We start from the raw sequence: 26532 nt of genomic DNA on the forward strand, positions 1-26532 counted from the left end.
TCAATCCATGCGCCACCCCGGCGGTTGCCGGGATGGTAGCACGGCGGCGATGATCACCCCGCAGCGGGGGTGACCGCCGCGTCGACATCCTTCTTTGGCTCCGCCTTCACCTCGGCGGTGGAGCGCAGGTTGAGTTCGCGCAACTGCTTGGCGGACACGAAGCTGGGCGCGCCCATCATCAGATCCTCGGCCTTCTGCGTCATCGGGAAGACGATCACCTCGCGGATGTTCGGCTCGTCGGCGAGCAGCATGACGATCCGGTCGACGCCCGGCGCCGAGCCGCCGTGCGGCGGCGCGCCGAACTTGAAGGCGTTGATCATGCCCGCGAAGTTGGCATCGACATCAGCCTGGCTGTAGCCGGCGATCTCGAACGCCTTGTACATGATCTCCGGACGGTGGTTCCGGATCGCGCCCGACGACAGCTCCACGCCGTTGCAGACGATGTCATACTGATAGGCGAGGATGTCGAGCGGGTCCTTGGTCTCCAGCGCCTCCAGCTCGCCCTGCGGCATTGAAAAGGGGTTGTGGCTGAAATCGACCTTCTTCGCGTCCTCGTCATATTCGAACATCGGGAAGTCGACGATCCAGCAGAATTCGAAGCGCTTGTCGTCGATCAGGCCAAGCTGGTCGGCGACGCGGGTGCGCGCCAGCCCGGCGAGCTTGGCGGCCTGCGCCTCCTTGCCGGCGGCGAAGAACAGGCCGTCGTCGGGCCCCAGGCCCAGCGCGTCGGCCATCGCGCTCATCTTGTCCTCGCCATGGTTCTTGGCGATCGGGCCGCCCCATTCGCCACCCTTGCGCGTCGCATAGCCGAGGCCCGCAAAGCCCTCGGACTGCGCCCAGGCGTTCATGTCGTCGAAGAACTTGCGGCTCTTGTCGGCGGTCCCCGGCGCAGGGATGGCGCGGACCACGTCGCCCGCCTCGACGATCGAGGCGAAGCGGCCGAAGCCCGAGCCGGTGAACTGCTCGCTGACGTCGGAGATGATGAGCGGGTTGCGTAGGTCCGGCTTGTCGTTGCCGTATTTCAGCATCGATTCGCGGTACGGGATGCGCTGGAACGGCAGCGGGCTGACGGTTCGGCCCTTGCCCTGCCAGTTGGCGAATTCCTCGAATACGCCGTGCAGCACCGGCTCGATCGCCTGAAACACGTCCTCCTGCGTGACGTAGCTCATCTCGAAATCGAGCTGATAGAACTCGCCCGGGCTGCGGTCGGCGCGGGCGTCCTCGTCCCGGAAGCACGGCGCGATCTGGAAATAACGGTCGAAGCCCGCCACCATCAGCAGCTGCTTGAACATCTGCGGCGCCTGCGGCAGCGCGTAGAACTTGCCGGGATGGACGCGGCTGGGCACCAGATAGTCGCGCGCGCCCTCGGGCGACGACGCGGTCAGGATCGGCGTCTGGAACTCGGTGAAGCCCTGGTCGATCATCCGGCGGCGCAGCGATGAAATGACATGGCTGCGCAGCAGGATGTTGGCATGCAGCCGCTCGCGACGCAGGTCCAGGAAGCGATAGCGCAGGCGGATATCCTCGGGATATTCCGCGTCGCCCGCTACCGGCATCGGCAGTTCCTGCGCCGCCGACTGGACGGTGACGCTCTGCGCGAACACCTCGATCTCGCCGGTCGCCAGATTGGCGTTGGTGGTGCCCTCGGCGCGCGCCTTGACCACGCCGTCGATCGTCACGACCGATTCGACGCGCACGCTCTCCAGCACCGGCAGCGCCGCGCTGTCGCTGTCGGCGACGATCTGGGTGATGCCATAGTGGTCGCGCAGGTCGATGAACAGCACGCCGCCATGGTCGCGCCGGCGATGGACCCAGCCCGACAGGCGGACGGTCTGGCCGACGGCCGAAGCGTCGAGCGCGGCGCAGGTGTGCGTACGATAGGCGTGCATGATCGCAATCTCTGGCTGAACGCCGCGCCGGCCACTGGGCCGATGCGACGGGATGATCCCTAAGCCTTCGCCACTCCCCTTCCCACCCCCTCTTTGTCAACCCGCCCCGGTCGGTCTATGGGCGGTGGGATGCATATCCACCCGCTGATCACCGATAGCGCGACGCTCGCCAATCTCTGCACCCGCCTCGCCCAGGCCGACTTCATCACGGTCGACACCGAGTTCATGCGCGAGAGCACCTACTGGCCTGAACTCTGCCTGATCCAGGTCGCCGACACCCAGGAGGCGGCGGCGATCGATCCGCTCGCGCCCGGCCTCGACCTCACGCCGCTCCTCGACCTGCTGGTCGACAATCAGGATGTGCTTAAGGTCTTCCACGCCGGTGGCCAGGATATCGAGATCATCTACAACCTGACCGGCAAGACGCCGCATCCGCTGTTCGACACCCAGGTCGCGGCGATGGCGCTGGGACAGGGCGAGCAGATCGGCTATTCCAACCTGGTCGATAGCTGGCTGGGCGTGTCGATCGACAAGGGCGCGCGCTTCACCGACTGGTCGCGCCGTCCGCTTGACGCGCGCCAGATCGAATATGCGATCGGCGACGTCACCTATCTGTCGACCATCTTCCCCAAGATGCTGGAACGCTTGCGCCGCACCGGGCGCGGCGCTTGGCTGGACCAGGAGATGGAGCGGCTGGCCGATCCCGCCAACTATGCCAACGACCCCGACCTTGCCTGGAAGCGCGTCCGCATCTCCGGCCGCAAGCCCGAGGTGCTGGGCCGCCTGAAGGCGCTGGCCCGTTGGCGCGAGTTGGAGGCGCGGTCCAAGGACCTGCCGCGCGGTCGCATCGTCAAGGACGAGACGCTCGGCGATCTCGCCGGCAACCCGCCGCGCAAGCAGGCCGATCTCGCCAAGGTGCGCGGCCTGTCGGCGACCTGGGCGCAGAACGACATCGGCGCGCGGCTGATGCAGGCGCTGGCCGAGGCGACGCCGCTGTCGGCCGACGAACTGCCGCCCAAGGACGACAAGAAGCCGGGGCTGGGCAAGGACGGCGCGCTGGTCGCCGACCTGTTGAAGCTGCTGCTCAAGATCCGCGCCCGCGACATCGACGTCGCCTCGCGCCTGCTCGCCCGGTCGGAGGAACTGGAGGCGCTGGCCTCGGGGGTGCGCGATGGATTGCCGATGCTGCAGGGCTGGCGCTACGATCAGTTCGGCCGTGATGCCGTCGACCTGGTCGAAGGGCGGCTGGGTTTCGCCGTGCGGAACGGCAAGCTCAAGATGACCCGGACCGAGGAACCCGTCGCATGACGCACCGCATCCTGCCCGCCCTCCTGCCCGCCCTCCTGCTCACCGCCGGCCTGTCGGCCTGCGCGACGATGCCGCCGCCGCCCGAGCCCACTGGTCCCTGCGCCATCACCGAGCCGGTCAAGATGCGCTGGGCAGGCGTGAACTTCAAATTGCGCGAACGCGATGCCGTCCGCCGCGACGCCCAGGCCCGCATCGCCCGCGTGCTGCGCCCGAACGAGCCGGCGACGATGGACTTCCGTCCCGATCGGCTGAACATCATGGTCGACGATTTCGGGCAGATCACCGACCTGACCTGCGGGTAAGGCCCCCTTGTTCCCCTGCGCAGGCAGGGGTCCAGTTGGGAGGGCTGTGGTTTCCGGTGCCGCGCGTCGTCACCAATGTCCACCAACTGGCTCCCTGCCTCCGCAGGGGAGCAAGAAGGGTGAACGGCTGGACGCAGGCTACCCCGTCACCACCGGCATCCGCCCCATCATCGTCGCCAGCGCCGCGTGGCGCTTCTCGACCGCCTCGCCATACAGCGCCCGGTCCGCGCCGGCCAGGTCGAGCGTCAGCCGCGCGCCATCGTCGCGCAGGGTTGCGCGCTGCAACGGTCCCGCCAGCCCCGCCGACAGCCGCTGGCCCAGCCGGATCGCCAGTCCCCAGGCGATCGCCTTCTTCAATTCGTCCGCGTTCGCCAGCGCGGCCAGCGGCGCGGGCGTGGCGACCCCGCCGCCCAGACTGGTGAACAGCGCCTGCGCCAGCATCGCCCGCTCGGCCGCGCGGATCGCGACCCAATGGCCGTGCAGCGCCACCTCCAGCCCGCGCTCCGCCCGGAAATCGGGATTGGCGTGCCAGCCCACATCGGCGAGCAGACAGGCCGCCTGCCGAATCCGCTCATGCGGCTCGCGCGCGAACAGCGGCGCGATCCAGTCGTGGAGCAGGTCGCCATGTTCGGGAAAGCGGCCGAGCAGCCGCCCCTCCTCGCGCGTCGCGACGATCAGCGGGTCCTGCGCGCGCGTGGCGGGATCGAGCGCTTCGAAGAGCAATCCCTCGCGCAGGCCATAGGTGGAGGCGATCGTCTCGCGGCTGCCCAGTTCGCGCACCACCAGTCCCAGAAGGGCGGTGGCATCGGCCAGCGTCCCCGCCCGGCCCGAGGACAGGCCCGGGACCTCGCGCAGGCGCGGCTTGTCGAGATGCGCGATCGTGCGGCCGAGCGTCGCGATCCGCGCCGGGCTCATGCTGTACTGGTGGATGATCGGCAGCGGATAGCCGGTCAGGTGCATGTCGAGTCGCGCCAGCGCGCGCCACGATCCACCGACCAGATAGAAAGGCAGGCCCTGCCCGCGCTTCGTCCAACCCGCCTCGCGGATCAGCTTCACCACGCGGGCTTCCAGCGGCTTGCCGCGCAGCCCCGCGATGCGCAGCACGCCGAGCGGAAAGGACACCCGCTCGCCGCATCGCCCGTCCGCCACGCGCACCAGTTCCAGGCTGCCGCCGCCCAGATCGCCGACCACGCCGTCCGCATCGGGAATGCCAGACAACACCCCCTCGCCCGCCGCCATCGCCTCCTGCTCGCCCGACAGGATCTCGGGGTTGAGGCCGAGCGCGCCGGCCGCCTCGATCAGCCCCGCGCCATTGGCGGCGTCGCGCACGGCGGCGGTGGCGACGGTGCGGATCTCCGTCACCTCCATCTCGCGCAGCACCGCGGCGAAGCGGGTCAAAGCGCCATGCGCCTGCGCCAGCCCTGCCGGATCGATCCGGCCGGTCTCCGCCAGGCCCCGCCCCAGGCCGGCCATCACCTTTTCGTTGAACAGCACCGCCGGGCACCGCGGCTGGCCCTGATAGACGACCAGCCGCACCGAATTGGAGCCGATATCGACGATCGCCTTGCGCGGCGGCGACGCCATGCGCCGGAACAATCCCATCAATCCCGCCCCATCAACGCTTGCGGGGCCAGGCGAGGGTCGGGACGCCGCGCCCCGCCTCGATCGCCGCGCCGCGCCCGGACAGGGACGGGTTGGTCATGAAGTAGCGATGCAGGTTGAACGGCTTGTCGCCCGGCTCTGTGCGGATGTACGATCCGTCGGCCTGCAGCACCCAGCTCTGCTCGTCGTCGATCAGATTGGCGACCATCACCTGGTCCAGGATCTGGTCGTGCACGGTCGCGTTGGTGATCGGCAGCATATATTCCACCCGCCGGTCGAAGTTGCGCGGCATCCAGTCGGCCGAGGAGATGAACACCTTGGCATCGTCATTGGGCAGCGGCGCGCCCGCCCCGAACGCCCAGATGCGGCTGTGCTCCAGGAAGCGGCCGATCACCGACTTGACCCGGATATTCTCCGACAGGCCGGGCACTTGCGGACGCAGGCAGCAGATGCCGCGGATGATCAGGTCGATCTGCACGCCCGCCCCGCTCGCTTCGTAGAGCTTGTCGATGATCGCAGGATCGACCAGGCTGTTCATCTTCGCCCACATCGCCGCCGGGCGGCCGGCATTGGCATGGGCGATCTCGTCGTCGATCAACGCCGTCAGCCGCTGGCGCAGGGTCAGGGGCGACAGGCTCATGCAGCTCATGTCATGCGGCTCGACATAGCCGGTGACATAATTGAACATCTGCGCCGCATCGCGCCCGATCGCCGGATCGGCGGTGAAGTAGCTGAGATCGGTATAGATGCGCGCGGTCACCGGGTGGTAATTGCCGGTGCCGAAATGGCAGTAGGTGCGGAATTCCCCCGCCTCGCGCCGCACCACCAGCGACACCTTGGCATGCGTCTTCCAGTCGATGAAGCCATAGACGACCTGCACGCCCGCCCGCTCCAGCGCCGAAGCCCAGAACAGGTTCTGCTCCTCGTCGAACCGCGCCTTCAGCTCGACCACCGCGGTCACCGACTTGCCCGCCTCCGCTGCCGCGATCAGCGCGTTGATGACCGCCGGCTGCTTGCCCGCGCGGTAGAGCGTCTGTTTGATCGCGACCACGTCCGGGTCCGCCGCCGCCTGCTTCAGAAAGGCGAGCACGACGCCGAACGTTTCGTATGGATGCTGGACGACGATGTCCTTGGCGCGGATCGCGGCGAAACAATCGCCGTCGAACTCGCGAATCCGCTCGGGGAAGCGCGGCGTGAAGGGCGGGAACTTCAGGTCCGGCCGATCCTCCTCCACCAGCAGGTCGAGGTCGCCGATGCCCAGCAGATGACCGCTTTCGGTGATGATGGCGTCCGCGCCGCCCAGTTCGTCCTTCAGCACCGCCGCCAGCGTGTCGGGCATCCCCGTCTCCAGCTCCAGCCGAATGACGCGGCCGCGGCGGCGGCGCTTGATCGCGTTGGCGAAATACCGGACCAGGTCCTCCGCCTCTTCCTCGATCTCGATATCGCTGTCGCGCAGCACGCGGAACGCCGCCGCGCCGTGGACGACATAGCCGGGGAAGAGCAAGGGCGCGAACCGCTTCACGATCGTCTCGGTGCAGACATAGCGCGCCGGGTCGCCCGGCAGCCGCACGAAGCGCGGCGCCGTCGGCGGCAGCATCACCAGCTCGCGGATCGGCTCGCCGTCGACGATCCGCTCCAGGTCGAAGATCACGGTCAGCCCCTTGTTGGGGATGAACGGAAAGGGATGCGCGGGGTCGAGCGCCTGCGGGGTCAGGATCGGGAAGATCTGCTCGCGATAGTGATTCTCCAGCCAGGTCTGGTCGTCCGAGTCGATCGCGTCGCGGCGCAGCACCTCGATGCCGTTCGCCGCGAGCAGCGTGCGCAGGTCGCTCCACACCGCCTGCTGGCTGCGCATCAGCCGGTCCGCCTCCTCGATGATCGCGCCGAGCTGCTGGCCTGGGGTTAGCCCGTCGGCGGAACGGCGTTCCACGTCCTGCGCCTGCTGCCCCTTCAGTCCCGCCACCCGGACCATGAAGAATTCGTCGAGATTCGAACCGGATATGGACAGGAAGCGAAGCCGCTCGAGCAACGGATGCGCTTCGTTGCACGCCTCCTCCAGCACCCGCCGGTTGAACGCCAGCCAGGACAGTTCGCGATTGAAGTACCGGTCGTTGGGTTCGGCCGCCGTGAAGCCGTCATCGTCGGTCTTGGTCAGCGCGGCGATATGCGCGGGGCGGGTCATGGCGTCTCCTGTTGCGGGGGCAGCAGCCCCGCCTCGATCAAGCTGGTTCGAGCCAGGGGAATAGTCAGGCGTTTTTGCCGTTCCATGACTTCTTCATCGAGCGCGTCGATACTGCGTTCCACCGCCAGGTGGCTGCGCTCCAGCCGCGCGACCAGCCAGTCGAGCACGTCGGGCGGGGCGACCACGCCGCGCCGCGCCAGTTGCCGCTCGAACAACGCGCGCAGCAGCGCGTCGTCGGGCGGACCGATCTCCGCATGGGGCGTCGCGGCCAGTCGCGACCGCAGGTCGGGCAGTGCGATCCGCCAGACCGGCGGCGCGACGTCGGCGACCATCACCAGCGGCCGCCGCTCCGCCTGCGCCCGGTTCCAGGCATGGAACAGCCCCGTCTCGGAGACGCGGTCGGCGTCGTCGATGATCGTGCCGCCGCTCTTCGCCGCGAAGATCCGCGCCAGCAGGCTGCGCCCCGACCGGCGCGGACCGGTGAGCAGCGCCGCGCGCACCGGCCAAGTGCCCCAATGTTCCAGCAACTGCGCCGCGCGGGCGTTGGAGGGCGTGACCAGGAAGGCGTCGTCGCGCGGGTCCTCCGGCCATTCGAGCGGCAGCGCGATCTGGTTCATCCCGGCCCCGTCGCGCCGGGCGTGGGGGTGGCCGCCGGCGCCGCCGGCCGGCGGATGCGCAGCGCCGCGCCGCTGCCCGACACCTCGTAGCCGCGCGAGCGGAGCGCGGTGGCGAAGGCGGCGGGATCGTCGACGAACACGCGCATCAGCGACACGCCGCCCAGCGCCAGGCTGGTGGTGCTCGCCGACCGAACCCCCGGCAGGGAGCGGATCAGCGCCTCGCTATTGGCGACGCTGCTGGTGCCGGGCGTGTCATATTGCACCGTCACCGGCACCGCGTTCGACGCGGCGATGTCGGCGAGCAGCGTATCGATGGTCGGCTCCGCCACGGGCGCGGGTACGGGCGCCGGTTCGGGTGGTGGCGACAGGCTGGCGTCCGGGCTCAGCCGGCCGCCCCGCAGCGCGTTCTGGTAGATCGAATCGAGCCGCGCGACGCCCGCGTCCATCAACTGCGCTAGGCCGCCGGCGCTGCCGACGCGCAGGGTGACCCGGCCGAGCAGCACATTGTCCGGTCCGTGCCGCGCCTCGAACACGCCGATGACCGGGCCGCCGGGCCATTGTCGGCTGAGCCGCACGGTCGGGATCAGCACATCGGACGCGCCATATTGGTCGAGGATCGCCCGCCACCAGCCACGCCCCGGCCGGCCGACCTGCCCGCTGTTCAGCAGCAGCGAATCGGGCCCCGTGCCGGCGGGGCGGACATAGTCGATGCGGCTGTCGCCGGTCCGGAACCGGGCCCAGGCCTCCTGCCAGGGCGTCCGCCGCTCGAACACCTGACCGGTGCCGCCCTGCCAGATCAGCGGCACGACCAGCATCGGCGGCGAGCGGTCGGCATAGGCCGAAATGCCGAGCAGCCCGGCCGCCCGCCCGCGATCGAACAACACGCCCAGCCGCGCGATATAGCGGGTTGGCCCGATCTGTTCGTTCTCGACGCCGATGCCCGACACGAGCTGGTCGAGCGCGCCATCCGACAGGAGCGTGCCCGGCCCGCCCAGCCGGCGCGACAGCTGCACCCAGGCCTTGCGCTGCGCCAGCCGCCATCCGCCATAGCGCGCCGCCTCCGCCGTCTTTCCAGAGACATCGACGATGACGCCGGCCACCTCGAACGCGCTGCCGCTGTCGACCGGGGCGACGCCCCGGCTGCCGCCATCGACCTGGGCGAGCGTGGCGCTGCCGGCGAGAAGGGCGCTGAGGGCCAGGACGGGGAGAAGACGGCGCATAGGATTGCCGCGCCTTTTGCAGGAGGGGGCGTGGAAATCCAAGCGGGATATGGCTAGGCGGGCGAACATGAGCGACCAGCCCGACTCCACCACGCCCGCCGCGCCCCCTTCCGGGGCCTATACCTATGCCGATGCCGGCGTCTCGATCGCCGCCGGCAATGCGCTGGTCCGGGCGATCGCGCCGCTCGCCCGGTCGACGCGCCGGCCAGGTGCCGATGCCGATTTGGGCGGCTTTGGCGGCATCTTCGACCTGAAGGCGGCCGGCTTCGCCGATCCGCTGCTGGTCGCCGCCAATGACGGCGTCGGCACCAAGCTGAAACTGGCGATCGAATGGGACCGTCACGAGGGGGTCGGCGTCGACCTGGTCGCGATGTGCGCCAACGACCTGATCGTCCAGGGCGCGGAGCCGCTGTTCTTCCTCGACTATTATGCCAGCGGCAAGCTGGAGAACGGCGTCGCCGAGCGAGTCGTCGCGTCGATCGCGGAGGGCTGCAAACAGGCCGGGTGCGCACTGATCGGCGGCGAGACGGCGGAGATGCCGGGCATGTACGCGCCCGGCGACTATGACCTGGCCGGCTTCTGCGTCGGCGCGGTCGAGCGCGAACAGCTGCTGACCGGCGCGACCATCGCGGCCGGCGACGTGGTGCTCGGCCTCGCCTCCTCGGGCGTGCACAGCAACGGCTTCTCGCTGGTCCGCCGCCTCGCCGCCGACAAGGGGTGGAAGCTCGACCGGCCGGCGCTGTTCGACCAGGACCGGTTGATGATCGACGTGCTGATGGCGCCGACGCGGATCTATGTCGCCAGCCTGTTGCCGCTGCTGCGCGAAGGGAAGATCAAGGGCCTGGCGCATATCACCGGCGGCGGCCTGCTGGAGAACATCCCGCGCGTGCTGCCCGAGGGCGCGCATGCGGTGATCGACGCCGATGCCTGGCCCCAGCCGCGCTTGATGGCGTTCCTGCAGGCGCAGGGCGGGATCGAGCCGGCGGAGTTCGCGCGCACCTTCAACTGCGGCATCGGCATGGCGGTGGTCGTCGCGGCCGAAGCGGGGGAGGCCGTAGCCGCGGCGCTGGACGCGGCGGGCGAGACGGTGTTCGCGATCGGCCGGGTCGAGGCCGGACCGCGCGGCTGCACCGTGCGCGGCTCCGCCGAGACGTGGAGCGCGCGCGCCGACTGGACCGCGACGCACCACCAGTGAGCGGGCAGGAGATGAGCGCGCCAGCGATGACCGACCACAAGATCGCCATCCTGATTTCCGGCCGGGGCTCGAACATGATGGCGCTCGTCGAGCAGGCGCGCGGCTACTCGGTCGTGCTGGTCGCCTCCGACAAGCCCGATGCGCCCGGCCTCGCCTGGGCGCGCGAGCGCGGTCTTGCGACCTGGGCACTGTCGCCCAGGGGGATCGGCAAGGCCGCCTACGAGGCGCAGCTCGACGCCGCCCTCCGCGCGGCGGGCGTGACGGTGATCGCGCTGGCCGGCTATATGCGGCTGGTGTCGGACGATTTCGTCGCCCGCTGGCGCGACCGGATCGTCAACATCCATCCCTCGCTGTTACCGCTCTACAAGGGCCTGGACACGCACCGGCGCGCGATCGAGGCAGGCGATGCGGAGGGTGGCTGCTCCGTCCATATCGTCACCGAGGAACTGGACGGCGGCCGGCTGCTGGGCCAGGCGCGCGTGCCGATCCTGCCCGGCGACGATGCCGATACGCTCGCCGCGCGCGTCCTGATCGCCGAACATGCGTTATACCCGCGCACCCTAGCGGAGTTCGTCATGTCCCCAGCCGATCATATCCACGCCTTCGCCACCACGCTGCCCGAGGTCGAGACGCAGGTCGACGGCGACGTCACGCGCTTCCTGGTCGACGGCCGTGAGTTCGCAACGGTCGCCGGCGACCGGCTGATCCTGCCTGCCGAGATCGCCGGCGAAGCGATCGCCCTGACCGACGCCTTTGACCGGCCGCTGGTCGAGGACCGGATCGCCCGTGCCTGGGAAGTGACCGCGCCGGACCGGCTGCTGGAGGTCGGCGGCCGATGAGCGATACGTCGGACCGGCAGGCGCGCCGCCGCTGGCTGACGATCGCGGAGATCGTCGCGGTGGCAGGCGTGATCATCGCCGGGCTCAGCCTTTGGAACAACTGGCAGGACCGCCGCGACGCCACCGCCACCAAGGCGGCGGAGCGGATCGCCGGTGCACAGGAGCGCCGCCGCTACGACGTGCAGGGCGTCCCGGGCTCCGGCGGCGAGGCGATCGAGCTGGCATCGGACGACGCGCATCCCCTGACCGATATTCGCGTCACCTTCCCCGGCGCGCTTGGCGTCGGCACCAAGGACGTGGTCGACCGGCGCATCCCACTCGACTGGTTCGTCGAGCCGCTGCGCAAGGCCACCGATGGCGGCGCGGATGAGGGCACGGGGCGCGTGCCGGTGCTGGTCCGCTACACCTATCTGGTCGACGACCGGCCGGTCGCGAAGCGGGCGATCTACGACCTGGTCTGGCGCAGCCATGGCCGCCCTCTGCGCGGACGCGGCTTTGCACTGGTCGATTTCCGGCTCCGCCAACCCGGCGGTGACCAGGCGCGGCTCGACTCACTGTGGCGCGCCGGCCGGTAAGGGCGAACAAATATACATCAATTGAGCGACATCACTTTTGTCGCCAATTTGACCGAAGCTTAACCTTTCACCGCCAGCTATGGCCGGTCCCTCCACGCTCGCGGTGACCGGTCAATGTTCAAGAATCTGATGCGCGAACGCCGGCGAGCCGTGGCCGTCCACGGCCTCCACGTGCTCGACACCCCGGCCGAGCAGGCGTTCGACCGCTTCGTCCGCGCCGCGGCCGATGCGTTCGACGCCCCTATTGCCGCGCTGTCCCTGATCTACGACGACCGGCAATGGTTCAAGGCAGCGCACGGACTGGCGATGGACTGCATTCCGCGCAGCAGCGGCTTCTGCGGTTTCGCGCTTGACCGGCCCGACGTGCTGGAGGTGTGCGACGCCCGCGCCGATCCGCGCTTCGCCAGCCTGCCGCCGGTGGTCGAGGCGCCCTTCGCGCGTTATTATATCGGCGCGCCGCTGCGGTTACTGAGCGGCATCGATGTCGGCGCGCTCTGCGTGATCGACACCGTGCCGCGCGTCCCCGCCTCCGCCGACCAGAAGGCCTATCTGCTGGCGCTCGCGCGCCAGGCGATGCTGGCGCTGGAGACGCGCGGCGAGGTCTGGAACGACGTCCAGGATGCGGCACGCGCGGGCCTGGCGGGTGGCGGGACCGGTCTGGCATGAAGCGGGTCGCGCTGTGCCTGTTTCAGGAGCACGACCCCTATTTGGTCGCGGCGGCGCTGCTGGTCTGCCTGGTCGGCTCGGCCGCGGTGATCGAGCTGGTCGAGCGGGTCCGCTCGGCGGTCGGACGGCGCCATGCCGGTTGGGTGTTCCTGGCCGCGACCGGCACCGGCACGATGGTCTGGTGCACGCATTTCGTCGCGATGATGGCCTTCCGCAGCCATGCGCCGGTCGTCCTCGATCCGCCGCTCACCCTGGTGTCGTTACTGGTCGCGATCGTCGCTTCGGCGCCGGGGATCGAGATCGTCGGCCGTAACCGGTCCTGGGCGCTGGCGGGCGGCGCGCTGATCGGCGCGTCGATCGCGGCGATGCACTATATCGGCATGGCCGCCTATCGCATCGACGGGATCGTCCACTGGGATATGCGCTATGTCGCGGCGTCCGTCATGCTGGCGATGCTGCTCGGGGCGGCGGCGTTCGGTACCTTGGTCGGCCAGCACCGCAGACGGCGCATCATCGCCGGCGGACTGCTGGGCCTGGCGGTCGCCGCGCTCCACTTCACCGGCATGGCGGCGATGTCGATCGCGGTGCTGGACCTGAATGGCGGCCTGTCGCCGACGACGATGACCGTGCTTGGCATGACCACGGCGGTCGCCGGCCTGCTGGTGCTCGGCTGTGCCGCGGTCAGCGCGCTGATCGACGAGCATAGCCAGGACGAAGCCTTCCGCCGCTTGCGCCACATGGCGCTGCACGACGGCCTGACCGACTTGCCCAACCGCATGAGCTTCAACGAGGAATTGGCGCGCCGCCTGGCGATGAAGGGCGGCCGGCCGTGCATGGCGGTGATCATGCTCGACCTCTCGCGGTTCAAGGCGGTCAACGATACCTATGGCCACCAAGCCGGCGACCAGTTGCTGACCGCGCTGGCCGCGCGGCTGACCGCGACATTGCTTCCGGGCGAGATCGTGGCGCGGCTGGGCGGCGACGAGTTCGGCGCGCTGATTTCCTACGATACGCCCGACCAGCTCGCCGGCTTCCTGGGGCGGCTCGGAGCGGTCTTCGTACCGCCCTTCCAATTCGAGCGGTTCACCGCCTCGATCGGCACAAATATCGGCGTCGCGCTCGCTATCCATGATGGTCGTGACCAGGACACGCTGCTCGCCAAGGCCGATCTCGCCATGTACCGCGCCAAGTCGGCGCATTCGGACCAGCCCTGTTTCTACGACTCGGCGATGGACGATGCGGTGCGCGACCGGCGCGAGCTGGCCTGCGACCTGCGGGCCGCCGTCCAGGCGGGGGCATTCCATCTCCATTTCCAGGTGCAGGCCGAAATTGCGACCGGGCGCGTGACCGGCTATGAGGCGCTGCTTCGCTGGACGCATCCATCGCGGGGGCCGATCTCACCGGCCAAGTTCATCCCGCTGGCGGAGGAGAATGGCGACATCGTGCCGCTCAGCGTCTGGGTGCTGCGCGAGGCCTGTTTCCAAGCCGCCTTGTGGCCCGATCCGCACATCGTGTCGGTCAACCTGTCGCCGCTCCACCTGGCGGACCCGCAACTGATCGCCATGGTGCGCGCGGCTTTGGACGAGAGCGGCCTGCCCGCCGAACGGCTGCTGCTGGAGCTGACCGAGAGCGCGATCATCCGCGACCGGCGTTACGCGCTGCGACAGCTCGCCGCCTTGAAGGCGATGGGCATCGCGATCGCGCTCGACGATTTCGGTGTCGGCTATTCTTCGCTCGACGTGCTGCGCTCCTTCCCCTTCGACCGGATCAAGCTCGACTCCTCCTTCGTCGCGGAGATCGAACGTAGCGAGCAGGCGGTGGCGATCCTGCGCTCGGTGGTCGCGCCCGGCACGATCCTTGACATGCCCGTTCTGGCCGAGGGGATCGAACGTCCCGCTCAGCTTGCCATCGTCGCGCGCGAGGGATGTTCGGCGATCCAGGGTTATCTGATCGGCCGGCCGTCGCACCGGCCCGCCGACCCGGACAAGGTCGAGGACCTGATGCAGCTCGGCCCCCGCGTCCTCCGCCAGGCCCTGGTGTCCTGACGCCGGCCCGCGTCTTGTCAGAGTCCTGTGACGGGCGTAGCGCCCTTGGCATGACTCAGGCTTCCCAGATCGTTTCCGAACTCGACCGGCTTTACACGGCTTCGGTGGAGCGGCTGCAAGCCGCGCTCACCGCCTATCTGCGCGACGGCACCATTCCTTCGGCCGACAGCCGGCGCGACGGCAGCTTCGCCTATCCCGAGATCCACCTGCGCTTTCGCGGCCAGGAATCCCGGCCGACGCCGCCGCGCTCGTTCGGCCGGCTGGTGTCGCCGGGCGACTATCGGATCAGCGTCACCAAGCCGGCGATCTTCGCCGACTACCTGACCGAGCAGCTGACCCTGTTGATCGAGGATTTCGACGTCGAGGTCAGCGCGGCGGAGGGACGGCAGGAAATCCCCTTCCCCTATGTGCTCGATCCCGGCCATGCGCTGAGCCTCGACCAGGTGTCCGCATCGGAGCTGGCGCGCTGGTTCCCGGCGACCGAGCTGGCGCATATCGGCGATGAAATCGCCGACGGCCTGTGGATGACCGTCGACGGCACGCGGCCGCTGGCGCTGTTCGATGGCCTGCGCACCGATTTCAGCCTGGCGCGGCTGCGCCATTACATGGGCACGCCGGCCGAGCATGTGCAGCGCTTCGTGCTGTTCACCAACTATCACCGCTATGTCGACGAATTCGTCCGCTGGGCGGCGTCCCAACTGGGCGAGGGCAGCCGCTTCACGGCGCTGTCCGGTGCCGGCAACGTGATGATCCACCGGCCCGACGATGTCGACACGATCGTCACCGACAGTGCGTGGCGACGGCATCAGATGCCCGCCTATCACCTGATGGCGGACGACCAGACCGGGATCACCCTGGTCAATATCGGCGTGGGGCCTTCCAACGCGAAGACGATCTGCGACCATCTGGCGGTGATGCGGCCCGAGGCGTGGCTGATGATCGGCCATTGCGGCGGCCTGCGCCCGTCGCAGCGGATCGGCGACTATGTGCTGGCGCACGCCTATCTGCGCGACGACCATGTGCTCGACGACGTGCTGCCGCCGGAGATCCCGGTTCCCGCCATCGCCGAGGTGCAGGTGGCGATGGCCAAGGCGGCGGAGATCGTCTCCGGCCAGTCGGGCGAGGAGTTGAAGCGCCGCCTGCGCACCGGCACGATCGTCACCACCGACGACCGCAACTGGGAGCTGCGCTATTCGCAATCGGCCCTGCGCTTCTCACTCAGCCGCGCGGTCGGGATCGACATGGAGTCGGCGACGATCGCGGCGCAGGGCTACCGCTTCCGCGTGCCGTACGGGACGCTGCTGTGCGTATCCGACAAGCCGCTGCACGGCGAGCTGAAGCTGCCGGGTCAGGCCAATCGCTTCTATGAACGGGCAATCAGCGAACATATGCGGATCGGCATCCAGGCTTGCGAGCAGCTTCGGCTGGAGGGCGACCGGCTGCACTCGCGCAAGCTGCGCGCGTTCAACGAGCCACCCTTCCGCTGACCGCTGGCCGGAACCAGGCCGGGCAACCTCGCCCACCCGCCAGCGTTACGCCCCCCGATCATAGCTCAGGGACAGCGACCATGGCCGACAAGGACAAGCCGGGCGGCGACACGCCCAAGACGCCACGCCGCCGCGCCACGACGCCGGCCAAGGCCGCCGCCAAGTCGCGCCCGTCGCGCAAGGCCAAGAGCAAGGGCGGGGATGCGGCGCTGGATGCGACCATGGCGACCAAATCCAAGGCGAAGCCGGCCCCCAAGCCGCGCAGCAGCAAACGCAGCGCCGCCAAGACCGGTGCCAAGCGCAGCCGGACGGCGGCGGCCGCCGCGCCCGCCCCCGTAGTGAAGGGCGGATCGCTGCGCGACTCGCTCGACCGTTTCGGCGACCGGGTCCGCGGTCCCTGGGGCGCGGCGGCGATCGCGGGGGGCCTGGCCGCGGCGGCGGCGCTCCTGTCGCTGCGTGGCAGCACCGCCAGGCCCGAGAATCCCGCCAAGCCCGAAAAGGATCGGCCCGGCAGCGACGATGCCGCGACCGGGGCGTCTGAAGGCGAGGCCCCGGACGAGGCCTGACATCGCGACCCGGACGGGGGCGCGACCTTGGTCATGCCGCCGCAACCATTTCGGCGAAGGCGCGCCCTTCGCCAAACCGAACCTACCCACCCCGCTTGCGCCGGGTGGTGCGTCGTCCCGGGCGGCGAACCGGCGACAGCGCAGACGCGGCCATCACCCGAGCCTGCCCCATGCCGCACCCTACCCCGCCAGGAATGCGGCGATCGCCGCACCCAGTTCGGGCTTCACCACCGAGCTCATGTGATTGCCCGGCACCTCAACATAGCGCCCCTGCGGCAGCGTCGCCGCCAGATCCTGCGCCGAGCCATTGTCATGGTCGTCGACTCCCGCCACCACCAGCGCCGGCAGGTCGAAGCCATGCAGCGCCGCCAGCGGCGTGTCGGTGAAGGTGCTGAGGATGCCGAGCAGCGCCTTGGCATCGCCCCTGGTGCTCTTCAGGAACGCTTCCGCCAGCCATTCGGGCGAGCCGCGCTCGTGCTGGCCCAGCCGGGTCAGGATGTTGCGGAAATGGTCGACGCGGCGATGCGTGTCGGTCAGCCCCTCCAGCCCCATGCCGGCGAAGATCGCGCGGCGCGGCCGGGCGCCCGTGGCGATCATCCGCGCCACCGTGCGGGCGCCCAGCGAATAGCCGCCCAGATCATAGTCGGTCAGGCCCAGATGCTCGATCAGCGCATGGCCGTCGCGAGTGAGCGCGTCGGGCGGATAGGCGGCGGCGTCGTGCGGGCGGTCGCTTTCGCCATGCGCGCGCAGGTCCGGCATGATGACACGGAATCCCGCCGCCGCGATCCGTTCGGCATGGCCGTAGCGGATCCAATTGGTCGCGGCGTCGGAGAAATAGCCATGGATCAGCACCACCGGCCGCCCGCTCCCCAGCTCGCGCCAGGCGATGCAGTGGTTGTCGAAGCTCGGCAGGAAGCGGGTCGCGGTCGGTTCGGTCATGCGCCCGGCTCTACGCCATTTCGATGGGCCTGCCAGCCGCTATCCGCGTGGTTTTCATTGCCAAGGGCGTGACGCCCGCCTAGCGCGGATCGCATGACCGCCACGATCGCGCTGGTCGATGACGACCGGAACATCCTGACCTCGGTGTCGATCGCCCTCCAGGCCGAGGGGTTCCTGACCCGCGTCTATGCCGATGGCGAGGCGGCGTTGAAGGCGCTGGTCGACAATCCCCCCGACCTCGCCGTGCTCGACGTGAAGATGCCGAAGATGGACGGGCTGGAGCTGTTGCGCCGGTTGCGCGCGCAGCGCCAGACGCCGGTCATCTTCCTCACGTCCAAGGACGACGAGCTGGACGAGGCGATGGGGCTGGCGATGGGCGCGGACGATTACATCGCCAAACCCTTCTCGCAGCGGCTGCTGATCGCCCGCATCCGCGCGATCCTGCGTCGCACCGAGGCGAGCAGCGCGCCGCGCGAGGGCGAGACCGCCCCCGCCCCGGTGTTGGAGCGCGGCCGACTGACCATGGACCCGGCGCGCCACCGCACGCTATGGGCCGGCGAACCGGTGACGCTGACCGTCACCGAATTCCTGATCCTCGAGACGCTGGCGCAGCGGCCCGGCATCGTGAAGACGCGCAACCAGCTGATGGACGCGGCCTATCAAGACGACATCTATGTCGTCGATCGGACGATCGACAGCCACATCAAGCGCGTCCGCCGCAAGTTCCGCGCGGTAGACCCACAATTCGATGCCATCGAGACGCTCTATGGCGCCGGCTATCGCTTTTCCGAGGAATGACGGCGAGGACGCCCGCGACCTGGCGCTGAGCTGGTCCGGGCAGATTTCGCTCACCCAGCGCATCCTGCTGGTCAACCTGCTGGCGCTGGCGCTGCTGGCGGGCGGGTTCTTCTATCTGGACTCCTATCGCAGCCGCATCGTCGACAGCCGGATCGAACAGGCCACGCGGGAAGCGCGGTTGGTGGCGGAGGCGATCGGCGCCAGCAACCCGGACGGGCGGGTGGCGCTAGTCCGGCGGCTGGCCCGCGATACCGGCGCGCGGCTGCGGCTGCTGGGGCCGGGCGGCGTGACGCTCGACAGCCGTGCGCTCGGCGTCCGCAACTTCACCCTTCAGGACCCGGATCGCGAGGGTTGGGACCAGCGCATCGCGCGCTTCCTGGACGGCGCGATCGACACCGTCGTCTCCGCGCAGCGTCCGCCCCTCTATCGCGACCGCACCGATCCCGCCGGCTGGCCGGAGGTCGTCGCGGCGCGGACCGGGCGGGTCGCCGCCACGGTCTGGCGCGCGCCCGACCGCACGCCCGTCATCACCGCCGCCGCGCCGCTGCCCGGCGGCGAGGTGGTGATGACCGCGAACAATGCGCGCGGCATCACCCGCACGGTGCGGATCGAACGCTACCGACTGGGCGTGGTCCTGCTCGGCGTCACCATCTTCTCGGTGCTGCTGTCGCTGTTCCTGGCCCGCACCATCGTCCGGCCGCTGCGCCGGCTGGCGCGGGCGGCGGTGCGGGTGCGGCGGGGGCGGGCGCGCGAAGTGGTGGTGCCGCGCCTGCCGTCGCGCCGGGACGAGCTGGGGATGCTGGCACGCGCGCTGTCCGACATGAGCCTGGCCCTGCGCGCCCGGATCGATGCCACCGAAAGCTTCGCCGCCGACGTCACCCACGAGCTGAAGAACCCGCTCGCGTCGCTGCGGTCGGCGGTCGACGGGCTGGGCCGCGTGTCGGACCCGGCGCTCCAGGCGCAGCTGATCGCGATCGTGCGCGACGACGTGATGCGCCTCGACCGGCTCATCACCGACATCTCGGATGCCTCGCGCCTCGACGCGCAGCTCAGCCGGGCGCAGTTCGAACCGGTCGACCTCGCCGCGCTGCTCGACGCGCTGGTCATGCAGCGCGAGGAGCGCGGGATCGAGCGCGACATCCGACTGGACCTGATCGAGGAGGGCGCGGCGATGCTGGTGCCCGGCGAAGGCGCGCGGCTGGAACGGGTGTTCGAGAACCTGATCGACAACGCCCTGTCCTTCTCGCCCGATGGCGGCATCGTCACCATCCTGCTCCATGCCGACGATGGCGAGCGGATCGTCGCGGTCGAGGATGAGGGGCCCGGCGTCCCCGCCGACAAGCGCGAGACGATCTTCCACCGATTCCATTCGATCCGGCCGGAGGGCGAGGCGTTCGGCCGCCATTCCGGACTGGGCTTGGCCATTGCCCGCACCATCGTCGACGGCCATGGCGGCCAGATCACGGTCGAGCACCGGGCGGACGGGCGGACCGGCGCGCGCTTCGTCGTCCGCCTGCCCGCCGCCGCGCCGATGACCGAGGACGCGTGATGGCGGACACAGGGTCGACCACGATCCACGCGACCTGCGTCGCGATCCGCGGCCGCGCCGTGCTGATTTCCGGTCCGTCGGGCTCGGGCAAATCCGACCTGGCGCTGCGGCTGATCGACCGCGGCGCGGTGCTGGTCAGCGATGACTATACAATCCTGACCCGGACCGGCGACGAATTGTGCGCCACGCCGCCCGCCACTATCGCGGGACAAATGGAAGTACGCGGGATCGGTGTCATCGCCCGGCCCTATATGACCGATATCCCGGTCGCGCTGATCGTCCGTATCGATGCGGAGGTGCCGCGCATGCCCGACGACCGACGCCATGCCATCCTCGGTGTGGCGATCCGCGAGATCGCCCTCGCCCCCTTCCCCGCCGCCACGCCGATCAAGATCGAGCTGGCCCTGGAACAGGCCCCCCTGCCATGACCGCCAACATCCTCTTCGTCACCGGCCTGTCCGGCGCCGGTAAGTCGACCGTGCTCAAGACGCTGGAAGATCTAGGGTGGGAGGTGGTCGACAACCTTCCCCTGGTGCTGCTCGACCGGCTGCTCGAAGCGCCCGCCGCACCGACCGGATCGGGCGGCCGCGACCAGCCGCTGGCAGTCGGCATCGGCGCGCGCACCCGCGACTTCGATCCGGAGCGGATCGTCGAGGGGATCGAGCGGCTGCAACGACAGCGCGGCGCGCAGGTCGAGCTGCTGTTCCTCGATTGCACCGGCGCGGAGCTGGAGCGACGCTATGCCGAGACGCGCCACCGCCACCCGCTGGCGCTCGACCGGCCGGCGCGCGACGGCATCGCCCGCGAGCGCGAGCTGCTCGCGCCGTTGCGGGCCGCCGCCGGTCGGCTGATCGACACCAGCACGCTCAACAGCAGCGAGCTCGCCGCGCAGATCCGCACCGGCTTCGCAGGGCCGGCCACCGAGCCGGTGCTGACCGTCACCTCCTTCGGCTTCGCGCGCGGGCTGCCGCGCAATGCCGACCTGGTGTTCGACATGCGTTTCCTGCGCAATCCGCACTGGGTGCCCGCGTTGAAGCCGGGCACCGGGCTGGACGCGGATGTCGCCGCCTATGTTGCCGAGGACCCCTGTTACGAACCGGCGGTGTCGCGGATCGAGGACCTGCTCGCGCTGTTGCTGCCACGCTACCGGGCCGAAGGAAAATCCTATGTCACCGTGGCGATAGGGTGTACCGGAGGGAGACATCGGTCCGTGCATGTCGCCGAACGGATCGGCCGGTTCTTGCACGATCGCGGTTTTTCGCCCACGGTGACGCATCGCGATTTGGGCACCCGGCCGCAGGATCCACTGGAAGGACTGCCGACGAGTCCCGCATGAGGTACGTGTCCGCTTTATGATCGGCTTGGTTCTGGTAACGCACGGGCATCTGGCCGATGAATTCGTGACCGCGATGATCCATGTCGTCGGCCCGCAGGAGCGAGTCGCGACGATCGCGATCGGTCCGGAGGACGATATGGAGGGCCGGCGCGCGGATATCGCCGCGGCGATCCAGTCGGTCGATATCGGGCGCGGCGTGATCGTGCTGACCGACCTGTTCGGCGGCACGCCGTCCAACCTGGCGATCAGCCTGATGGAGCGCGGCCGGGTCGAGGTGATCGCGGGCATGAACCTGCCGATGCTGATCCGCCTGGGATCGGCGCGCAAGTCGATGAAGGTGGTCGACGCGGTCGCGGCCGCGCGCGAGGCCGGTCGCAAATATATCTCGGTCGCCTCCGAGGTGCTGGGCGAGGCGGCGGCATGACGGTCCGCCGGACGGTCAGCATCACCAATCGCCGCGGCCTCCACGCCCGCGCCTCCGCCAAGTTCGTCACCCTCGCCTCGACCCAGCCCTGCGAGGTGCAGGTCGAGAAGGATTCGTCCAGCGTCACCGGCACCTCGATCATGGGCCTGATGATGCTGGGCGCCGCCAAGGGCGATTCGATCACGATCAGCGCCAGCGGCGACGGCGCGGAGGCGGCGGTCGAGGCGCTGGTCGCGTTGGTCGAGGGCAAGTTCGGCGAGGATTGAGGGCGCTTCGCATCCACCCGGGATGGTTGCGATCGCCTCCGGATCATCCGAAGCGTCAAAATGATCCGGCGACGGCGAGACCTGTGTAGAACCCACCATCCCGGCCTGGTCTAGGCCAGGTCGCCGCGACAGTTCGCACGGATATAGCGGTGACGAGTGGGGCGCTCGCCTTTGCCGACATAATCTGGTGCCCCTTCCCTGCGCCCCGATCGGCCTGCCGGTGGCGCAGAGACTTCCTCCCATTCGCACCGGCCGCACGGGGCTGTTCGATCCTGCTCGCACGTCCCGCGGGGCCGGTCCCGCCGCGGCGCGACCCGAATGCCAGTGCCGCACGGCCGGCGGAACCGACGCGACTATTAAAACCACCCTAACAGCTATCGCACCCGATCTGACTTTTTCAGAACGGATTAACGGAATCACGCCACCCTTGCGCAAGCTGCCGAGCGATCGGTTCAAGACCAGGGGTGGATCATCATGCTGCGTACGGGAAGAGCGACCGCGAAACGGGTGGCGGTGCTGTTGGGGTGCACGATCTGGACCGTGACGGCGGCGACGCCAGCGTCCGCGTCGACGCAAGGCACGCTGGGCGCGACATCGACGGGCAGCATCTCGATCTCGGTCAGCGTCGCCAACCGCGCGCAGATCACCGGCCTGTCGGACGTGACCTTCACCAATATCGATCCCGCCACGGCGGCGTCCGCCGCGCAGAACAATTGCGTGTGGAGCAACACCGCGACCAGGGGCTATAGCATCACCGCCACCGGCAGCGGGACGAGCGGCGCGTTCACGCTGGCGAACGGGGCCTCGACCGTCCCCTATTCGGTGCAGTGGAGCCAGACATCGGGCCAGAGCACGGGCACGGCCCTGACGCCCGGGACGGCGCTGACCGGCCTGGCGACGACCGCAGCCAACTCGACGTGCAGCACCAGCCCGTCGACGACATCCAGCCTGATCGTCACGATCTCGGCGCCCAGCCTGCAATCGATGGTGTCGGCAACGACCTATACCGGTTCGCTGACGCTGCTCGTCACGCCGCAATAAGGGCGGAGCGCCGGAGGGAGAGCAATGCTGTCGGTGCGGCCCGCCATGCTGCTGGCGCTCGGCCTGGCGGGCCCCTTCATGGTGGCGCCGGCGGTCGCGCAGGGCGTGCAGATCTCGAACCTCTCCGATCTCGGCTTCGGCCTCGTGACCGATGTCGCCAGCGACAAGGTCCGCGCCCAGTCGGTCTGCGCCTTCAGCGGCGTGCTGGGCGGGCGCTACACCGTCACGGCCTCCGGATCGGGGGCCGGCGGCGCATTCACCCTGTCCAACGGCTCCGCCACCCTACCCTATGAGGTCCAGTGGAGCGCCTCGTCCGGGCAGACATCCGGCACCAACCTGATCGCCGGCAGTCCGCTTGCCGGGCAGACGATGCTGCTGAGTTGCCCGGTGCTGCAATCGACCAACGCCAGCCTGATCGTCATTTTGCGCGGCACCGCGCTGAGCGCAGCGCGGTCGGGCAGCTATGGCGGCACGCTGACCATCATCCTGTCGGCCAATTGACGTGCATGCCGCGCTGGCCCCCGCCGCATTGGCGTTGCTCGCCCCACCCGGCGATGTGGTTAACGCCGTCGACGCCACGCCCGTCGCGGCCGCGCCTGCATCGGCGGTGACGGCCGGGATGCCCGCCGAATTCGTCGACCTGGATCGCAAGCGGATCGCCGTCCTCGATGTCTTCTTCGGCGACCGGCGCATCGGCCAGTTCGAAGTCGAAGCCGATCCGTCCGCGCTGCGTTTCCTGCATCCCGACGCGGTCGCCGCGGCCATCCCCGATCTGCTCGATCGCCAGAGCGTCGCGATCGCGCTGGGCGGGACGCTGCCCGCGCACGCGGCTCGTCCGTGTGCATCCCCGGCGGCGGCTTGCGACCGGCCGCCGCCGCCGGGAATCGCCTCCATCGTCTACGATCCGGCGCGGTTTCGGATCGACCTCCAGGTCAACCCGCGCCTGCTGCGCGTCCGCGACGGCGGCGGCGCGGAGTTCCTCGCGCCGCCCGCGCCGGCGCTCACCGCCGTCGACACGCTGGGCCTCGCCATCGCGGGCGGCAGCGGCCAGCCCCGCGCCTATACCCTGCGCAACCGCCTGGTCGCCGGGTTCGGACAGGCGCGCCTCGTCGCGGAGATGGCGACCTCCACCTTTCGTGGGCTGGATCTCGACACGCTGGCGGCGCAGGTCGACCGGCCCGGCCGCCGCTATGCCGCCGGCCTCTTCTACGCGCCCGGCACCGATCTGGTCGGGCGCCGCCGGATCGTCGGCCTGGGGGTCGGGTCGCAATTCGACACGCGCGTCGACCGTGCATCAATGACCGGCACGCCGCTGATCCTCTTCCTCGACCGGCGCGCGCAGGTTGACACCTATGTCCAGGGCCGGCTGGTCGGCTCGCAGGCGCTGGAGAGCGGCAACCAGAGGCTCGACACGACCAACCTGCCCGACGGCTCGTACATGATCGAGCTGCACATCCGCGACGCGGGCGGTGCCCGGCGAGTCGAGCGGCGCTTCTTCACCAAGAACCCCACGCTCGCGCCGGTGGGCGGTCACCGCTTTCATGCCGAGCTCGGCTGGCTCGCGACGGCGCGGCAGGGCGTGCCGGTCATGATCACACCGACGCCGATCCTGAATGTCGGGCTGGCCGGCCGCCGGGGCCCGCACCTGGCCTGGGACGCCGCGACGATCGCCACCGATCGCAAGATCCTGGCGGAGGTCGGTGCGACGCTCGTCACGTCGGTCGCCCAGGGGCGCGTCGGCCTGCTCGGCTCGTCGCGCGGCGATCGCGGCCTTGTGATCCAGCTCAACTCCACCAATGCCGGCTGGCTGAACTACGGCTTCGACCTGCGCCACGTCCGCAGCGCCGACCATCGCGCCATGATCCCGGTCGAGGATGACGGCCGCTGGCGGCCCATTGCGGGCGTGGTGACGGGGCCATTCCTCGACCGCAGCGCCAACTACGTCCAGGCGACGGGCAGCGTGTCGGCCTATCTGGGGCGGGCCCAGCTCGGCCTGTCGGGCTATTACCGCCGCGATCGCGCGGGTCGGCCGAGCTATGCCGTGGGACCCGGCCTACGCTGGACCATGCTGGAGCGCGACAGGTTCCGGCTCGGGTGCACGGGCGACTATGCCGCGACCGACCGGGGCGACTCGATCGCGGTCGGGGTGCAGTTCCAGCTGCTCGGCGCCCGCAGCCAGATCAGCGCCGCGGTCAGGAGCCAGTCGGGCGGCGGCACGGCGTCTCGCGGGATGGAGCAGGCGGTGGAGCTGGGCGCGTCGGTGCAGCGCGAGGATCGGTCGGGCGGACCGCTCAACGCCGCCGCGCTGGTGCAACATCGACCGGGAGCGACCGTCCTGCAAGCCAGCGCGGATGCGCGCGGCGCCGCCGGCTATGCCGGCGGCACCCTCGTCCAGCGGTTGGCGGACGGGGCGGACAGCCGGCAATACGGCCTGTCGCTTCAGACGACCCTGGGATGGGGCGGCGGCCGGCTGCATGTCGGGTCGCGGGAGCAGACCGACAGCGTGATCGCCGTCCAGCTCCGCGGTCCCAAGGGTTCGGCTCGTTTCGAGATCCTGGTCGATGATGCGGTGCGCGGTATGCTTCGCCCCGGCGAGCGGGCGGTGATCGCGGTGCAACCCTATCGCCGCTATGCCGTGCGCCTGCGCGCGGTCGGCGACCAGCTCTGGACGTTCGACACCCGAACCCGGCGGGTCGACATGCATCCGGGCTCCTACACGACACTGGACTGGTCGGTCCGTCCCGTGCTGGCGATGTTCGGGCGCCTGGTCGATCCGGCCGGTGCGCCGATCCGAAGCGGCGATATCACGACGCACGACGCGATCGCCGCGACCGACGACCACGGCTATTTCCAGATCCAGGCGCCCGGCGACGCGGTGCTCACCGTCCACGCCGCGGATGGCGCCACCTGCACCGCGACCCTTGACGCGCCCGGCCGGGCCGCGCCTTTTACCGCCCTGGGAGACGTACCATGCCGACCATGACCCGCATCCTACCCGCCCTGGCGCTCGCCGCCCTCGTCGGCGCGACGCCTGCGGCCGCCGGCATCGTGCTCAGCCAGGTGGTGCTGGATATCCTGCCCGGCTCGGACATCGCGCAGAATGTCGAGATCGCCAATGACGGCGCCGACATCGCCTATGTCGTGGTGGAGCCGGCCGAGATCCAGGACGCGGGCCGGCCGGGCGAGGCGCGCCGGGCCATCGTCGATCCGGCGGTCGGCGGCCTGCTGGTCACGCCGCAGCGCCTGATCCTGCAACCGGGCGAGCGCAAGACGATCCGCTTCGCCGCCATCGCCGACCGGGGCCCGAGCGACCGCATCTACCGCGTCACGGTGAAGCCGGTGGCAGGCGCGATCGCCGCGCCGAGCACGGCCCTGAAGCTGCTGGTCGGATACGACGTGCTGGTGATCGTCCGGCCCGCCGCGCCGGTGGCCAAGGTGGTCGGCGCGCGCGACGGATCGACGCTCGTGCTGCGCAACGACGGCAACACGAATGTCGAGCTGTTCGAGGGGCAGCAGTGCGACGCCGCAGCGCCGGCGCGCTGCCGCGACCTGCCGTCGCAGCGGCTCTATGTCGGCCAGCAATGGCGACAGGCGCTGACCGGCACCGGTCCGGTCACCTACCGCGTCGCGGTCGGCAAGACGTCCGCCGTACAGCGCTTCTAGAGCGAGTTCCCTGGCGGCGGCGG

The 26532-nt window shown here is 69.8% G+C and carries 24 protein-coding genes and 1 pseudogene; 19 read left to right on the plus strand and 6 right to left on the minus strand.

Features of this window, described 5'->3' with window-relative positions; translation table 11 throughout:
- Positions 1 to 53: 53 nt before the first annotated feature.
- Complete coding sequence (gene aspS / locus GGQ96_RS00180; RefSeq protein WP_184110434.1) at positions 54 to 1889, minus strand: aspartate--tRNA ligase; 1836 nt, start codon at positions 1887 to 1889, stop codon at positions 54 to 56.
- Positions 1890 to 2018: 129 nt separating this feature from the next.
- Between aspS and rnd the strand changes: the two genes are divergently transcribed.
- Together rnd and GGQ96_RS00190 are read left to right on the plus strand one after the other, a co-directional pair.
- The gene (gene rnd / locus GGQ96_RS00185; protein ID WP_184110436.1) at positions 2019 to 3197 is read left to right on the plus strand and encodes a ribonuclease D; all 1179 of its coding nucleotides are present in this window, start codon (positions 2019 to 2021) and stop codon (positions 3195 to 3197) included.
- The gene (locus GGQ96_RS00190; RefSeq protein WP_184110438.1) at positions 3194 to 3499 is read left to right on the plus strand and encodes an I78 family peptidase inhibitor; all 306 of its coding nucleotides are present in this window, start codon (positions 3194 to 3196) and stop codon (positions 3497 to 3499) included. The genes rnd and GGQ96_RS00190 overlap by 4 nt, the downstream gene beginning before the upstream one ends.
- Before the next feature lie 138 nt (positions 3500 to 3637).
- On the opposite strand, the gene GGQ96_RS00195 is transcribed toward GGQ96_RS00190, so the two are convergent.
- From GGQ96_RS00195 to GGQ96_RS00210, 4 genes are read right to left on the minus strand one after another with little or no spacing between them, the layout of a single operon-like run.
- Positions 3638 to 5101, minus strand: a complete 1464-nt coding sequence (locus tag GGQ96_RS00195) for a Ppx/GppA family phosphatase (protein WP_184110440.1) — start codon at positions 5099 to 5101, stop codon at positions 3638 to 3640.
- 13 nt (positions 5102 to 5114) lie between these two features.
- Positions 5115 to 7283: an RNA degradosome polyphosphate kinase gene (locus GGQ96_RS00200; protein WP_184110442.1), complete on the minus strand. Its 2169-nt coding sequence runs from the start codon at positions 7281 to 7283 to the stop codon at positions 5115 to 5117.
- Positions 7280 to 7900, minus strand: coding sequence for an HdaA/DnaA family protein (locus tag GGQ96_RS00205; RefSeq protein WP_184110444.1), 621 nt, complete (start codon positions 7898 to 7900; stop codon positions 7280 to 7282). The genes GGQ96_RS00200 and GGQ96_RS00205 overlap by 4 nt, the downstream gene beginning before the upstream one ends.
- A complete protein-coding gene (locus GGQ96_RS00210) occupies positions 7897 to 9120 on the minus strand; it encodes a heavy-metal-associated domain-containing protein (RefSeq protein WP_184110446.1) in 1224 nt (407 codons plus the stop codon). Before GGQ96_RS00210 ends, GGQ96_RS00205 begins: the two co-directional genes overlap by 4 nt.
- A gap of 67 nt (positions 9121 to 9187) precedes the next feature.
- On the opposite strand from GGQ96_RS00210, the gene purM reads away from it, so the two are divergent.
- The 7 genes and pseudogenes from purM (at position 9188) to GGQ96_RS00245 (ending at position 16493) form a co-directional block, all read left to right on the plus strand.
- Positions 9188 to 10315 (plus strand): phosphoribosylformylglycinamidine cyclo-ligase, encoded by a 1128-nt coding sequence (gene purM, locus GGQ96_RS00215; protein WP_184110448.1) that lies wholly within the window; start codon positions 9188 to 9190, stop codon positions 10313 to 10315.
- Positions 10316 to 10326: 11 nt separating this feature from the next.
- A pseudogene (gene purN, locus GGQ96_RS00220) lies at positions 10327 to 10890 on the plus strand (phosphoribosylglycinamide formyltransferase); the annotation flags it as partial.
- Between the two features lie 260 nt (positions 10891 to 11150).
- On the plus strand, positions 11151 to 11729 hold the full coding sequence (locus tag GGQ96_RS00225; RefSeq protein WP_184110452.1) for a hypothetical protein: 579 nt from the start codon (positions 11151 to 11153) through the stop codon (positions 11727 to 11729).
- A gap of 114 nt (positions 11730 to 11843) precedes the next feature.
- Positions 11844 to 12395 (plus strand): GAF domain-containing protein, encoded by a 552-nt coding sequence (locus tag GGQ96_RS00230; protein WP_184110454.1) that lies wholly within the window; start codon positions 11844 to 11846, stop codon positions 12393 to 12395.
- On the plus strand, positions 12392 to 14440 hold the full coding sequence (locus GGQ96_RS00235; RefSeq protein WP_184110456.1) for a putative bifunctional diguanylate cyclase/phosphodiesterase: 2049 nt from the start codon (positions 12392 to 12394) through the stop codon (positions 14438 to 14440). Before GGQ96_RS00230 ends, GGQ96_RS00235 begins: the two co-directional genes overlap by 4 nt.
- Before the next feature lie 50 nt (positions 14441 to 14490).
- Entirely contained in the window at positions 14491 to 15927 is a 1437-nt protein-coding gene (locus GGQ96_RS00240; protein ID WP_184110458.1) for an AMP nucleosidase, read from the plus strand.
- A gap of 80 nt (positions 15928 to 16007) precedes the next feature.
- Entirely contained in the window at positions 16008 to 16493 is a 486-nt protein-coding gene (locus GGQ96_RS00245; protein WP_184110460.1) for a hypothetical protein, read from the plus strand.
- A gap of 180 nt (positions 16494 to 16673) precedes the next feature.
- On the opposite strand, the gene GGQ96_RS00250 is transcribed toward GGQ96_RS00245, so the two are convergent.
- Complete coding sequence (locus GGQ96_RS00250) at positions 16674 to 17432, minus strand: alpha/beta fold hydrolase (protein ID WP_184110462.1); 759 nt, start codon at positions 17430 to 17432, stop codon at positions 16674 to 16676.
- A 93-nt stretch (positions 17433 to 17525) separates the two neighbouring features.
- Between GGQ96_RS00250 and GGQ96_RS00255 the strand changes: the two genes are divergently transcribed.
- From GGQ96_RS00255 to GGQ96_RS00300, 10 genes are all read left to right on the plus strand, one after another.
- Entirely contained in the window at positions 17526 to 18230 is a 705-nt protein-coding gene (locus GGQ96_RS00255; RefSeq protein ID WP_184110464.1) for a response regulator transcription factor, read from the plus strand.
- Positions 18199 to 19779 (plus strand): sensor histidine kinase, encoded by a 1581-nt coding sequence (locus GGQ96_RS00260; protein ID WP_184110466.1) that lies wholly within the window; start codon positions 18199 to 18201, stop codon positions 19777 to 19779. Before GGQ96_RS00255 ends, GGQ96_RS00260 begins: the two co-directional genes overlap by 32 nt.
- Complete coding sequence (locus tag GGQ96_RS00265; RefSeq protein ID WP_184110468.1) at positions 19779 to 20207, plus strand: HPr kinase/phosphorylase; 429 nt, start codon at positions 19779 to 19781, stop codon at positions 20205 to 20207. Before GGQ96_RS00260 ends, GGQ96_RS00265 begins: the two co-directional genes overlap by 1 nt.
- Complete coding sequence (rapZ, locus tag GGQ96_RS00270) at positions 20204 to 21115, plus strand: RNase adapter RapZ (protein WP_184110470.1); 912 nt, start codon at positions 20204 to 20206, stop codon at positions 21113 to 21115. Before GGQ96_RS00265 ends, rapZ begins: the two co-directional genes overlap by 4 nt.
- A gap of 16 nt (positions 21116 to 21131) precedes the next feature.
- Positions 21132 to 21539 (plus strand): PTS sugar transporter subunit IIA, encoded by a 408-nt coding sequence (locus GGQ96_RS00275; RefSeq protein WP_125996309.1) that lies wholly within the window; start codon positions 21132 to 21134, stop codon positions 21537 to 21539.
- Positions 21536 to 21805 (plus strand): HPr family phosphocarrier protein, encoded by a 270-nt coding sequence (locus GGQ96_RS00280; RefSeq protein ID WP_184110472.1) that lies wholly within the window; start codon positions 21536 to 21538, stop codon positions 21803 to 21805. The genes GGQ96_RS00275 and GGQ96_RS00280 overlap by 4 nt, the downstream gene beginning before the upstream one ends.
- Before the next feature lie 474 nt (positions 21806 to 22279).
- Positions 22280 to 22846: a hypothetical protein gene (locus GGQ96_RS00285; protein ID WP_184110474.1), complete on the plus strand. Its 567-nt coding sequence runs from the start codon at positions 22280 to 22282 to the stop codon at positions 22844 to 22846.
- Positions 22847 to 22870: 24 nt separating this feature from the next.
- Positions 22871 to 23347 carry a spore coat protein U domain-containing protein gene (locus tag GGQ96_RS00290; RefSeq protein WP_184110476.1) on the plus strand — a complete coding sequence of 159 codons (477 nt, stop codon included), beginning with the start codon at positions 22871 to 22873 and terminating at the stop codon, positions 23345 to 23347.
- A 1-nt stretch (position 23348) separates the two neighbouring features.
- Positions 23349 to 25829: a TcfC E-set like domain-containing protein gene (locus GGQ96_RS00295; protein ID WP_184110478.1), complete on the plus strand. Its 2481-nt coding sequence runs from the start codon at positions 23349 to 23351 to the stop codon at positions 25827 to 25829.
- Complete coding sequence (locus tag GGQ96_RS00300; protein ID WP_184110480.1) at positions 25817 to 26509, plus strand: fimbrial biogenesis chaperone; 693 nt, start codon at positions 25817 to 25819, stop codon at positions 26507 to 26509. The genes GGQ96_RS00295 and GGQ96_RS00300 overlap by 13 nt, the downstream gene beginning before the upstream one ends.
- Positions 26510 to 26532 lie beyond the last annotated feature (23 nt).

Source organism: Sphingomonas abaci (assembly GCF_014199625.1).
GTDB lineage: Bacteria > Pseudomonadota > Alphaproteobacteria > Sphingomonadales > Sphingomonadaceae > Sphingomonas > Sphingomonas abaci.